Raw genomic sequence first — 11,575 nt, 5'->3', positions numbered from 1 at the left:
GGTAGTTCGGCGTCCACAATGCCACTTGCCGTCGGCGCCCGCTCACGAGTTTCCGGCGGCGGGTGGGCCGGGTAGGCCTGAGAGCGGCTACGGGTGGGCCGGTAGAGTTCGGGGAAACCCGCAGGTACCGCACCGGAGATTCGGAGGCTCGACGTTGAAGCATGTGCACGCCGGGAAAGTTCGCGACCTCTACGAGGACGGCGACACCCTGCTGCTCGTCGCGTCGGACCGGGTTTCGGTCTACGACGTGGTGCTGCCGACGCCGATTCCGGACAAGGGCGCGTTGCTGACGCAGCTGTCGAACTGGTGGTTCGAGTACTTCACCGGGATTCCGAATCATGTGATCTCGGCGACCGATGTGCCCGCGGAGTTCGCGGGGCGTGGGATTCGGGTGAAGCCGCTGAAGATGCTGGCTGTCGAGTGCATCGCACGCGGGTACCTGACCGGGTCGGGGCTCAAGGAGTACGAGCGGTCGGGGACGGTGTCAGGGATCGCGCTGCCCGCGGGTCTGCGCGACGGCGACAAGCTGCCCGAGCCGATCTTCACGCCGTCGACCAAAGCTTCCGAGGGGCACGACGAGGCGATCAGCTTCGCCGATGTGGTGAACCAGGAGGGCCGCGAGGTCGCCGAGAAGCTGCGCGATCTGACCCTCGAGATCTACTCGCGCGGGGCCGAGCACGCGGCGAAGGCGGGCGTGATCGTCGCCGATACGAAAGTCGAATTCGGCTGGGACGGCGATGTGCTCACCCTCGGAGACGAGGTGCTGACCTCGGACTCCTCGCGCTTCTGGCCCGCCGACGAGTGGGAGCCGGGCCGCGCCCAGAGCTCCTTCGACAAGCAGTTCGTGCGCGACTGGTCGACCTCCACCGGCTGGAACAAGGAATACCCGGGCCCGGAGATCCCCGCCGAGGTCGTCGAAGGCACTCGCCGCAAGTACGAAGAGGCTTACGAGCGCATCACCGGCCAGAAATGGACCGGGATCCAGGATTGACCCGAGGCGGCGCCGGTCGATGTTGCGGCGCCGCACTACTTCTGACCGGGGATGTCGCGTCAGTGCACGGGTGCGTCTACGCCCTTGACTGCGCAGATATGCACCATGTTCTCGTTGCCCCAGGCGCCGAGGGTGGACAGTGCGCCGTTGAGTGAGAGTCCGCGTTCGGTGAGCGAGTACTCGACCTTCGGGGGTACCTGCGCGTAGACCTCGCGGTGGACGATGCCGTCGTGCTCGAGTTCGCGCAGCTGCTGAATAAGCATCTTCTCCGTCACGCCTGGGACCAGGCGTTTCAGGTCGCCGAAGCGTTGAGTGCCGGTGGACAGGGCCCACAGGATCAGCGCTTTCCACTTGCCGCCGACTACGTCGAGCGCGGCATCGATACCGCAGGAATACGGGCGCTCTCGCTGCTTCATGCTCGCCTCACTTACTTTTTGGTGAGTATTGCACTTGATAGTCGGTACTTGTGGAGTCCACCGTAACCCACGAATCTAGGAGGGCGCTGCCGATCGGCGGTGACAGGCTCTGGAACAAGGGGAATCGTGACTGATTCGGCAGCAGCACAACATGTTTCGTTGATCGGCCTCGGCGCGATGGGCACCGCGCTTGCCAAGGCGCTGCTGGCGGGCGGCCATGAGGTGACGGTCTGGAACCGCACCCCGGCGCGTGCCGAAGCGCTGGTGGCCGACGGCGCGAAGGTGGCGGCGAGTTCTGCCGAGGCGATGGCCGCGGCCGATCTGGTGATCCTGTGTGTGCTCGACGATGCCGCGGTCCGCGAGCACCTCGAGCCCGCTGTCGACCGGTTGCGGGGGCGCACGGTGGTGAACCTGACGACCACCACGCCCGAGCAGGCACGGTCGCTGGGCGCGTGGGCCGAAGCCCACGGAATCGAGTTGGTCGACGGCGGCATCATGGCGGTGCCCGCGATGATCGGCGGGCCCGGCGCCTTCGTGCTCTACAGCGGCGCGACCGCGGCAGTCGAGCGCTACCGGTCGGTGCTGGAACTGTTCGGCCGGGCCGAATTCGTCGGCGACGATCTCGGCGCCGCGGCGATGTACGACGTGTCGATCCTCGGCGGCATGTACGCCATGTTCGCCGCGTTCGGACAGGGCGGTGCGATGGTCCGCACCACCGGCGGCTCCGCGGCGCGCCTGGCCGAGTTGATGACGCCGTTCCTGCACGCCATGGCCACGATGCTCGCCGCGCAGGCGCCCGGCATCGACACCCCCGCCGACTTCGTCCAGGTCCAGAGCGACGAGTTCACCGCCGCCGCCCTCGATCTGATCGACCGGGCGGCGGTCGAATCCGGCACGCCCACAGAGCTTTACGGCGTGCTGCGCCGCACGCTCACCGGGCTCTGAGCTGAGCCGCTGCCGAGACACCCCGGGCAGGTCGGGCCCCCTCGCCGTGTTCGGCCGACCGGAGCAGGTTCCCGGTCGGCCGAACGGTCGGTTCAGGCGGCGACGCGACTCGCGCTGAGCAGTGCGTCGACGAAGCCCTCGGCCTTGGCGTCGAAGGCGGCGTAGTGGGTGGTCCGCGCGTCTCCGCTGATCGCCTCGCCGATCACGAGATTGCCCTCGGCGTCGAGACTTTGGGGCTGCTCCTCGGCATCGGGAAGCAGGCCGACCCGGGAATCCGCGAAACCGCTGTAGTAGGCCAAGCCCTCGTTGAGCTGGGCTTCCAGCAGCTGCTGCATACCGGGGACGATCGCGTCATCGGCTGTCGCGCCGGCCAATCCGAGCCACAGGATGCTCTTGCCCGCCAGTCGCGGCTTGCTGCGACCGTAGGCGAAACCGTAGTTCCAGACGGCATCGATCCAGCCCTTGAGCAAGGCGGGCACACTCTGCCAGTAGACCGGGAACACGACGACCACGACGTCGGCGGCCAGCAGTCGCCGCATGTGCGCCTCGGCGGTGGGGGAGTAGACCTTGTCGCGATTGCCCCACTCGGGCTGGTCGGCCACGGTCATCCTCGGGTCGAAATTCTCGGCATGCAGATCGAGGAAGTCCACCGTGTACCCGGCGGCGGTGAGACGGCCGACGGCGCGGTCGGCGACATGGGCCGACAGCGAGTCGGAGCGGTGGTGACCGAGCACCACGAGCGCTGTCGCGCCCGGGGTGACGGAATCGGCGACACTCGATCCGGTGGTGACGAGTTCGGCGGTTTCGGTCGTGGTGGCGACAGACTGCGGCACGGGGAGCTCCTGTTCGATCGTGGTGCGGGCTGGTCGGCCCGGTCCATTGAGTCAACCGCGAATCATGTGGACGATCTATGGGTGATCATCTCCACTCGATAGGAATTCGTCTACGCTGGTGGCGTGGATCCCCTGAGTTCATTGCTGAGTGGCATTCGTGCCGAGGGGTCGATCGTGGCCCATACCGTGCTGCGCCCGCCGTGGACGATTCGCTTCGCCGACCGCGCCCCGCTGATCATGGTGACGGTGCTGCGCGGCGGCGGCACGCTCGTCCTCCCCGACGGGTCACGGAGTTGCCTGGTGGCCGGCGACACCGCGCTGGTACAGGCGGGCGAACCGTTCCACCTGGCCGACACCGCCGCCGCGCTCGATCGCCCCCATACGCGCTACGAGCTGTCCTGTTTCGTGCCCGACGGCTTCGGGCCCGCCGATATCAGTTGCGCGACACCGGAACTGATCGTGACGCCGTCGACAACCGGAGCGCCCGAAGAGACTTCGCTTCTCGTCGGCGCCTACCGGGCAGCCGGTCGCCGCCACGAACGCCTGTTGCGGGCGCTACCGCAGGTGATGGTGGTCCACGAAGACGCCGAAACATGTCTGTGGCTGGAGCAATCCGCCGCTGATGCCGTCCGGCTGAGCGCGGGCTCGCAGGCGCTGATGGACCGGCTGCTGGACTGGGCATTGGTCTGCACACTGCGCAGTTGGCTCGCCGAACAGCAGCACTGCGCCCCGGCCTGGTATCGGGGAATGTCGGATCCGGTGGTCGGCCCGGCGCTGTCGGCCATTCACGACAGACCGTTCGACCGCTGGACCGTGGCGAGCCTGGCCACCGAGGCGGCGGTCTCGCGCGCCCTGTTCGCCCGGCGGTTCACCGAGGTGATGGGCGAACCCCCGCTGGCCTACCTCACGGAATGGCGCATGGCCGAGGCCGAGGAACTACTCGCCGATCCCGCGCGCAGCGTCGCACAGGTGGCCACGACCGTCGGCTATTCCGATGCCTTCGGTTTCAGTGCGGCGTTCAAGCGGTTGCGCGGCACCAGCCCGACCGAGTTCCGGGTGGGGCTCAGCTCCTCGGCGTGAGCAGGACCAGGGGGATCTCGCGGGTGGTTTTGGTCTGGTAGTCGGCGTATCCATGGTAGGACGAGGTGACTCGCGGCCACAATGCCGCGCGTTCGTCTGGGGTGGCTACGCGGGCTGTCATCGGTTGCTCGGGGCCGTTGCGCAACGACACCTCGACGCTCGGATTGTCGCGTAGGTTCAGGAACCAGGCCGGGTGGGTGGGATCTCCGGCGCGCGAGGCGACGATCACGATCATGTCGCCGTCGATGATCGGCGCGGTCAGCATGACTTTGCGCGGTTCCCCGGATTTGCGGCCGATCGTGGTGAGTTGCAGTGACGGCATCCCGAAGAACGAGTTGCCGAGGCAGCCGCCGCTCAGCGTGAGCAGCGCGCGGTGGACTCTGTTCGTGATCTTCAGCTGCAGGTCAGTGGGCATAGTCGAAATCTACTCCGACCTCAGTCCAGCTGATCGACGAGTCGGGTGAGGAAGGGCCGCTGGCCCTTGCCGAGCTTTTCCGCCGCGGTGGTTGGGTCGAACCAGTCCGCCCGGTCGATCTCGGGGAATTCCGCGACCCGGCCCGACCTCGGCGGCCACTCCATCTCGAAGGTCCCCGGCACGACCTCGGCCGGGTCGAGCTCGCCCTCGACCGCCCACACGGTGAGGTACTTGCGCTTGGCTCCGCTGCGATAACTCACCTCGCCGAGGCCGATCCATTCGCCCTCCGGCACCGGCAGCCCGAGCTCCTCGGTGAACTCGCGCCGGGCGGCATCGCGCGCGGACTCCTCCTCGGCCACATACTCGCCCTTGGGAATCGACCACGCCGACGCGTCCTTCTTCGCCCACAGCGGCCCGCCCATGTGCCCGAGCAGCACTTCGATTCCGGCCTCGCCTCGGCGGTACACCAGTACGCCCGCGCTGAAAACGTCCGTCATCCGAGCGAGTCTGCCAGGTGCCTGCCGTGCGCCGTGCCGCTCGATCGCCCGGTGTCACTTCGCGTCGCCGACGCGCAGGCGGGCGGCACGCAGCAGCAGGTAGTCGCGTTCGGGCACGCTCGCCGTTTGCTGTGCGGCGCGGCGATATTCGGCGACAGCCGCAACGTGATCACCGGCCATCTCCTGGAGGTGTCCACGGACGGCTGCGAGGCGGTGTGAGCGGGACAGCGGTTCGGCGACGCTGTCGGCTACCGCCAGCCCCGCGGCCGGACCGTGCACCATCGCGGTGGCGACGGCCCGGTTGAGGGTGATCATCGGGTTGGGGGTCGAGCGCTCGATCATGGTGTAGAGCTGCAGGATTCGTGCCCAGTCGGTGTCTTCGGGGCGGCGGGCCTCGGCGTGCAGACCCGCGACGGCGGCCTGCATCTGGTACAGCCCGGTCAGCCCGGCGGGCATGGTCGCGGTGAGCAGCCGCAAGCCCTCGGTGATCTGCGGGCGGTCCCAGCGGGAGCGGTCCTGTTCGGTGAGCGGGATCAGTTCGCCGTGCGGTCCGGAGCGGGCGGCCCGGCGGGCGTCGGTGAGCAGCATCAGCGCGAGCAGGCCGGTGACCTCGGTGTTGTCGGGCAGGAGTCGGCGCAGCGCGCGGGTCAGCCGGATCGCCTCGGCCGACAGATCGCCGCGCCGCAATCCCGCACCGGAACTGCTGGTGTGGCCCTCGGTGAAGATCACGTACAGCACATGCAGCACCGCACCGACCCGAGTGCTGTCGTGCGCGCCGTCGGCGAACGGTCGGTCGGATTCGGCCAAGCGCTTCTTCGCCCGCGAGATCCTTTGCGCCATGGTCGATTCCGGTACCAGGAAGGCGGTGGCGATCTCGGCGGTGCTCAACCCGCCGACCGCGCGCAAGGTGAGCGCGACAGCACCGGCGGGCGGCAGGTCGGGGTGACAGCACAGGAAGTACATGTCGAGGGTGTCGTCCCGCTCGATCGCGTCGACGGGCACATCCCGCACGAAAACCGTTGTCTCCCTGCGTCGCCGCGCCACCTCGGCCCGCACGGCATCGGCCATCCGCCGCTGCGCGACCTGGATCAGCCAGCCACGTGGATTGTCCGGAAGCCCGTCGCGATCCCACTGGGTCGCCGCCGCCAGCAGCGCATCCTGCACCGAGTCCTCGGCGAGGTCGAAATCGCCGAAGCGGCGGACCAAGACGCCGAGGACCTGCGGCGAGAGTTCACGCAGCAGGTCCTCGATGCGTGGCAGGGTCTCGGTCACGCGACGTCGGGCGCGCTCATGATCTGACGCACCTCGATGTATTCACCGATCGGCTTGCCGCCGGGGCCGGGCGCCGCGGAAGCCTGCGCGGCGATCTCGACCGCGCGCTCGACCGAATCGACATCGACCACCCAGAAACCGGCGAGGAACTCCTTGGTCTCCGGGAAAGGCCCGTCGGTCACGACCGGCGCCGAGCGGCCGTCGGAGCACACGATCATCGCCTGATCCGGTGCGGCCAGGCCCTGCGCGTCGACGAGTTCGCCCGCGGCGGCGAGCTGTTCGCCCAGTGCCCGCTGGAAGTCGATGTGGGCGGCGATGTCCTCGGGTGCCCAATCCGGCAGCGCGATGTCGCAGTAGGCAGCTTCGGAATAGGTCTTGACCAGCATGAATTTCACGGTTCGGCTCCTGTTCGGTGCGCCCGTGTGGCGCGTTCGACTGTTGGTCGGAGCAGATCCGCGGTCTTCGACACTCTTGTCTCTATGAACTGGATCACAGGGGAATGTTCGTGTCCGCCAGCCGGTCGGGATCGACGGGTTGCGCCGATCCGATCAACTCCTTGATCCGGTCGGTCACGTCCCAGACGTTGACGTTCATCCCCGCGCGCACCCTGTGCTGCGCGTCGAGCCAGAACGCGACGAACTCGCGCTCGTCCAGATCGCCGCGCACCACCACCCGCACGTCGTCGCCGCGCCCGACATAGCCGGAGTACTCCATCCCGACGTCGTACTGATCGCTGAAGAAGTAGGGCAGCCGGTCGTAGACAGCGGCTTTGCCCAGCATCGTCTGCGCGGCGACGGCGGGCTGGTTCAGCGCGGTCGCCCAGTGCTCGACGCGGACCGGCCGGTGCAACAGCGGATGCTCCTGCTCGGCGATATCGCCCACCGCGACCACATCGGGGTTGCTGGTGCACAGCGCGGCGTCCACCAGCACGCCGCCGTCGCTGGCCAGTCCGGCCGCGGTCGCCGTCTCGATATTGGGCTGCGCCCCCACCGCGACCAGTACCGCCTGCGCGGGCACCACGGTGCCGTCGCCGAGCCGCACGCCCGTCGCCTCGCCGTCGTCGGTCAGGATCTCGTCGACGGAGGTGTGCACGCGCAGGTCGACGCCGTGCGCGCGATGCAGATCGGCATAGAACCTGCCCATCTCCGGACCGAGCACACCGACCAGCGGCAGCTCGGCCGTTTCGATCACCGTCACCTCGACGCCCTTGGCGCGGGCCTGCGCGGCGACCTCGAGTCCGATCCATCCGGCCCCGATGATGACGAGGCGCCGATCCGTGCGCAGGATCTCGAGCAGCGCGTTCGAATCGCCGATGGTGCGCAGTGTGTAGACATTCGGGGCGTCGGCGCCGGGAATGTCGAGGGTGCGGGCTCGCGAGCCGGTGGCGAGGGCCAGCTTGTCGTAGTCGAGGGTGGAACCGTCGGGCAGCGTCACCGTCTTGGCGATCGGATCGAACGCGGTGGCGGTGGTGCCGAGCCGCAGGTCGATGTGGTGATCGCGGTACCAGGCGGCCGTGTCTACGGTGAAATCGGGCAGTTCCTGGGTGCCCGCCAGATGCTGTTTGGACAGTGGCGGGCGCTCGTACGGCAGCTCTTCTTCGGCGGCCAGCAGAGTGACGCGACCGTCGAAATCGTTGGCGCGGAGGGCTTCGGCGATCTTCGCTCCGCCCAGACCTCCACCGATAACGACGAAATGCTGATTCGAGCTCATGAACGGACCCCTTCTCGCGGACGACCCGGACTCCTCGCAACCCGAGCTTAGTGCGCGTTTTCGCCCACGGGAACGATTCCGGCGGTGATGCGGTTGCACCAGTCGGTGGGGCAGACCCGACCCGCCACAGCTGACCCGAGAGGAACCCATCGTGAGCGAGCAGGCCACCAAGGATGTCGCCGATTTCTGGTTCGACCCGCTGTGCCCGTGGTGCTGGATCACCTCCCGGTGGATCCTGGAAGTCGAGAAGGTGCGCGATATCGAGGCGCACTTCCACGTGATGAGTCTGGCGGTGCTCAATGAGGGCAAAGACGACCTGCCGCAGCGTTATGTCGACATGATGGCCGCCGCGTGGGGCCCGGTTCGAGTCGTCACCGCCGCTGGTCAGAAGTACGGCGACGAGATCCTGTCGCCGCTCTACACCGCGCTGGGCACCCGGATCCACGACCGCAAGGCCGAGTACGAGCGCGAGACGCCGCAGGAGACCTTCGTCGCGGTCGTCGCCGACGCGCTCGCCGAACTGAACCTGCCCGCCGAACTCGCCGAGGCCGCGAACAGCACCGACTACGACGAGGCGCTGCGGGCCAGCCATCACGCGGGCATGGACAAGGTCGGCCCCGATGTCGGCACGCCGACCATCCACATCAACGGGACCGCCTTCTTCGGGCCGGTGCTCTCGCGCATTCCGCGCGGTGAGGACGCGGGCCGGGTGTGGGACGGCGTGGTCGCGCTGGCCTCGTACCCGCACTTCTTCGAGCTCAAGCGCACCAGGACCGAGGACCCGGTCTTCGACTGATCGTGCGGGTCGGGGGTGCCGCTCACCGCACCCCCGAGCGATCAGACCGGCTTCGGCGGCAGCGGGGGCGGCGCCGAATTCAGCGGATATCCGCGCTGCGGCGGGATCATGCCGGGGTGCGGCGCGCTCGGTCGCCAGAACATCGGTCCTGGCTTGCTGCGATCACGCAGCGCCCACATCCGCCAGGTGAGCACCGGGTGGCTGGCCATGGCGTTGACCAGCCAGATGAAACCGCCCCTGTCGAGTGCGGCCCGGTCGGCCATCTCGTCGACGCCGACATCGCTGTTGAGGTACTTGCCCGCGGCGAGGGTCGCCATCGCGCTGGGCGCGCCGTGCGGTCGGAAGCAGAAGCCGTGATTGTCGGCGGTGTACTCCTGGGCGCGGATCAGCGACGACCCGAGCACCGGCAACCACGGTGCGACGAACATGCCGAGCTGACGCCAATAGGACACGTGGCCCGCGGCGATATGACCCACTTCGTGGCCGATGATGAACGCGAGCCCGTCCGGTTCGCGTGCGGCGCCGCCGATCTCGAACAGGTCGCTGTAGACCACGACGAACCGGCGGAACCCGTGTCCGGAGGCGAAGGCGTTGATCTGGCCGTTGCCCAGGATCACGTAGGCGTCCGGCGCTTTGTGCATCCCGAATCGCGCCGCCGCCTCCTGCACGAGGCGGTACCCCTCGGGGAACTGGGTGGGCGACATCTTCACGCCGTTCACGCGCTGCGTCGCGAAGTTCAGACCACGACCGGCCCACAGCAGCACCGGGGCGAACAACAGCAGCAGCACATACGGACTGGTGACGAGGGAACTGGTCTGCTCCACACCATTCTCGTCGACGACGGGATCGGTGAACAGTTCGACCGTCATGAGCAGGAGCGCGAACAGGTACGCGACCGCGGTGATCATGATGACCACGATCAGCAGCGGGATCTCCCATGTATGCCGGGCGGGGCGATCCCACGGCATCAGCCCGCGCGGTCGGTGCTGCGGTGGCGCGGGCGGACCGCTCGGCGGGTAGTAGCCGGGGGCGTACTGGCCCGGAGCGTACTGACCAGGGGCGACGGGCGGATACGAGCCGGTCGGCGGCTGCGGTGGGCTGTCGTGCGCGGGGAAACCGCCGGTCCGTGGATCAGATTGTGCCCACGGCGACGGCGGTGCGGTGTCGGAGTTCGGTGACGATGTTCGCTCGGGCTGGCTGCCCGTGTGCTCCGGCGGGGAACCCGCCGAATGCGGGGAATGCGGTTCGTGCGGGTGCATGAAACGACTCTAAGCAGGCCTGCGACAATCGCAGCCATGCGCGTTTACCTGGGTGCCGACCATGCCGGTTTCGAACTGAAGAATCACGTGAAGGCCCATCTGCAGGAGGCCGGAGTGGAGGTCGTCGACTGCGGCGCCCTCGAATACGACGCTCTCGACGACTACCCCGCCTTCTGCATCGAGGCGGCTCGGCGCACCGTTGCCGACCCGGGCTCGCTCGGCCTGGTGTTCGGTGGCAGCGGCAACGGCGAGCAGATCGCCGCCAACAAGGTCGCGGGCGCCCGCTGCGCCCTGGCCTGGAGCGTCGAAACCGCCGTGCTGGCCCGCGAACACAACAATGCCAACCTGATCGGCATCGGCGGCCGCATGCACTCCACCGCCGAAGCCCTCGCCATCGTCGACGCGTTCCTCGCGGCGGCCTGGTCGGACGAGGCGCGCCACCAGCGCCGCATCGACATCCTGGCCGACTTCGAGAAGACCGGCATCGCTCCCGAGATTCCCGCGTACTGAGGTAGTGCCGGAAGGACATACCCTCCACCGGATCGCCGACCTGCATCAGCAGCGGTTTTCCGGTGGGGTGGTACGGGTTTCGAGTCCGCAGGGGCGGTTCACCGAAGGCGCCGCGCTCGTGGACGGGCAGGTGTTCGAGCAGGCCGAGGCCTACGGCAAGCATCTGCTGCATCACTACGCGTCCGGGCTGACGGTGCATGTGCATCTCGGGCTGTACGGCATCTTCAGCGAGGTCGAGTTGCCGATGGCGGCGCCGGTCGGGCAGGTACGGATGCGAATGCTCGGTGCCGCAACAAATTTCGGTACCGATCTGCGCGGACCCACGGCGTGTGAAGTGTTGTCGCCGCCCGAAGTGGACGCGCTCACCGCGCGCCTCGGCGCCGACCCGTTGCGTGCCGACGCCGACCACGAACGCGCGGGCGCGCGAATTCGGCGTTCCCGCAGGGCGATCGGCGCGTTGCTGATGGATCAGGCCTTGATCGCCGGCGTCGGCAACGTCTACCGCGCGGAAGTCCTGTTTCGCCACGGCATCTCACCGTTCCGCCCCGGCACCTCGGTCACCGCTGAGGAATGGGACGCCCTCTGGGCCGACCTGGTCGAGCTCATGCCGATCGGCGTCACCACCGGCCGGATGCACGTGGTCCGCCCCGAACACGACACCGGCGCACCGTCGTACACCAAAGACCGCCCCCGCACCTACGTCTACCGCCGTCAGGGCGAACCGTGCCGAGTGTGCGCGACCCCCATCGCACACAAGGTCATGGAAGCCCGAAACCTCTTCTGGTGCCCCACCTGTCAGCCGGCAGAGTAATCGGCTGAGCCGGACCGCGAAGTGCAGGCTTCGCGATCCG

At 68.1% G+C, this 11,575-nt stretch carries 14 protein-coding genes; 6 read left to right on the top strand and 8 right to left on the bottom strand.

Translation table 11 applies throughout. The features are described 5' to 3' along the window. Positions 1 to 154 precede the first annotated feature (154 nt). Positions 155 to 991: a phosphoribosylaminoimidazolesuccinocarboxamide synthase gene (locus ASD42_RS26780; RefSeq protein WP_056821538.1), complete on the top strand. Its 837-nt coding sequence runs from the start codon at positions 155 to 157 to the stop codon at positions 989 to 991. Between the two features lie 59 nt (positions 992 to 1,050). Here ASD42_RS26780 and ASD42_RS26775 read toward each other — a convergent pair whose 3' ends face one another. After that, positions 1,051 to 1,407: a winged helix-turn-helix transcriptional regulator gene (locus ASD42_RS26775; protein ID WP_056821537.1), complete on the bottom strand. Its 357-nt coding sequence runs from the start codon at positions 1,405 to 1,407 to the stop codon at positions 1,051 to 1,053. A 126-nt stretch (positions 1,408 to 1,533) separates the two neighbouring features. On the opposite strand from ASD42_RS26775, the gene ASD42_RS26770 reads away from it, so the two are divergent. After that, positions 1,534 to 2,352 carry an NAD(P)-dependent oxidoreductase gene (locus tag ASD42_RS26770; RefSeq protein ID WP_084465352.1) on the top strand — a complete coding sequence of 273 codons (819 nt, stop codon included), beginning with the start codon at positions 1,534 to 1,536 and terminating at the stop codon, positions 2,350 to 2,352. Positions 2,353 to 2,444: 92 nt separating this feature from the next. Here ASD42_RS26770 and ASD42_RS26765 read toward each other — a convergent pair whose 3' ends face one another. Then, a complete protein-coding gene (locus ASD42_RS26765; RefSeq protein ID WP_082844017.1) occupies positions 2,445 to 3,185 on the bottom strand; it encodes an NAD(P)H oxidoreductase in 741 nt (246 codons plus the stop codon). Positions 3,186 to 3,308: 123 nt separating this feature from the next. Here ASD42_RS26765 and ASD42_RS26760 point away from each other — a divergent pair, with 123 nt between their 5' ends. After that, positions 3,309 to 4,265 (top strand): AraC family transcriptional regulator, encoded by a 957-nt coding sequence (locus ASD42_RS26760; RefSeq protein WP_056821535.1) that lies wholly within the window; start codon positions 3,309 to 3,311, stop codon positions 4,263 to 4,265. Here ASD42_RS26760 and ASD42_RS26755 read toward each other — a convergent pair. From ASD42_RS26755 to ASD42_RS26735, 5 genes are all read right to left on the bottom strand, one after another. Continuing rightward, a complete protein-coding gene (locus tag ASD42_RS26755; RefSeq protein WP_056821534.1) occupies positions 4,249 to 4,680 on the bottom strand; it encodes a nitroreductase family deazaflavin-dependent oxidoreductase in 432 nt (143 codons plus the stop codon). The two genes, ASD42_RS26760 and ASD42_RS26755, sit on opposite strands and share 17 nt — an antisense overlap. Positions 4,681 to 4,700: 20 nt before the next feature. Continuing rightward, positions 4,701 to 5,177 carry an NUDIX domain-containing protein gene (locus ASD42_RS26750; protein ID WP_056821533.1) on the bottom strand — a complete coding sequence of 159 codons (477 nt, stop codon included), beginning with the start codon at positions 5,175 to 5,177 and terminating at the stop codon, positions 4,701 to 4,703. Between the two features lie 54 nt (positions 5,178 to 5,231). Next, a complete protein-coding gene (locus ASD42_RS26745; RefSeq protein WP_056821532.1) occupies positions 5,232 to 6,449 on the bottom strand; it encodes an RNA polymerase sigma factor in 1,218 nt (405 codons plus the stop codon). Beyond that, positions 6,446 to 6,844: a YciI family protein gene (locus ASD42_RS26740; RefSeq protein WP_062985225.1), complete on the bottom strand. Its 399-nt coding sequence runs from the start codon at positions 6,842 to 6,844 to the stop codon at positions 6,446 to 6,448. The genes ASD42_RS26745 and ASD42_RS26740 overlap by 4 nt, the downstream gene beginning before the upstream one ends. Positions 6,845 to 6,938: 94 nt before the next feature. Continuing rightward, entirely contained in the window at positions 6,939 to 8,159 is a 1,221-nt protein-coding gene (locus tag ASD42_RS26735; RefSeq protein ID WP_056821531.1) for an NAD(P)/FAD-dependent oxidoreductase, read from the bottom strand. 151 nt (positions 8,160 to 8,310) lie between these two features. On the opposite strand from ASD42_RS26735, the gene ASD42_RS26730 reads away from it, so the two are divergent. Continuing rightward, positions 8,311 to 8,955, top strand: a complete 645-nt coding sequence (locus ASD42_RS26730) for a mycothiol-dependent nitroreductase Rv2466c family protein (RefSeq protein ID WP_056821530.1) — start codon at positions 8,311 to 8,313, stop codon at positions 8,953 to 8,955. Positions 8,956 to 8,996: 41 nt separating this feature from the next. On the opposite strand, the gene ASD42_RS26725 is transcribed toward ASD42_RS26730, so the two are convergent. Continuing rightward, the gene (locus ASD42_RS26725; RefSeq protein WP_371852095.1) at positions 8,997 to 10,214 is read right to left on the bottom strand and encodes a M48 family metallopeptidase; all 1,218 of its coding nucleotides are present in this window, start codon (positions 10,212 to 10,214) and stop codon (positions 8,997 to 8,999) included. A gap of 36 nt (positions 10,215 to 10,250) precedes the next feature. Between ASD42_RS26725 and ASD42_RS26720 the strand changes: the two genes are divergently transcribed. Next, a complete protein-coding gene (locus ASD42_RS26720) occupies positions 10,251 to 10,724 on the top strand; it encodes a ribose-5-phosphate isomerase (RefSeq protein WP_056821528.1) in 474 nt (157 codons plus the stop codon). A 4-nt stretch (positions 10,725 to 10,728) separates the two neighbouring features. After that, positions 10,729 to 11,535, top strand: coding sequence for an Fpg/Nei family DNA glycosylase (locus ASD42_RS26715; RefSeq protein WP_056821527.1), 807 nt, complete (start codon positions 10,729 to 10,731; stop codon positions 11,533 to 11,535). The last annotated feature ends 40 nt before the right edge of the window (positions 11,536 to 11,575 follow it).

It is taken from the genome of Nocardia sp. Root136 (genome assembly GCF_001427185.1).
Lineage (GTDB): Bacteria > Actinomycetota > Actinomycetes > Mycobacteriales > Mycobacteriaceae > Nocardia > Nocardia salmonicida.
The sequence above is the reverse complement of the archived record's forward strand: the minus strand, read 5'-3'. Positions and strand labels throughout refer to the sequence as shown.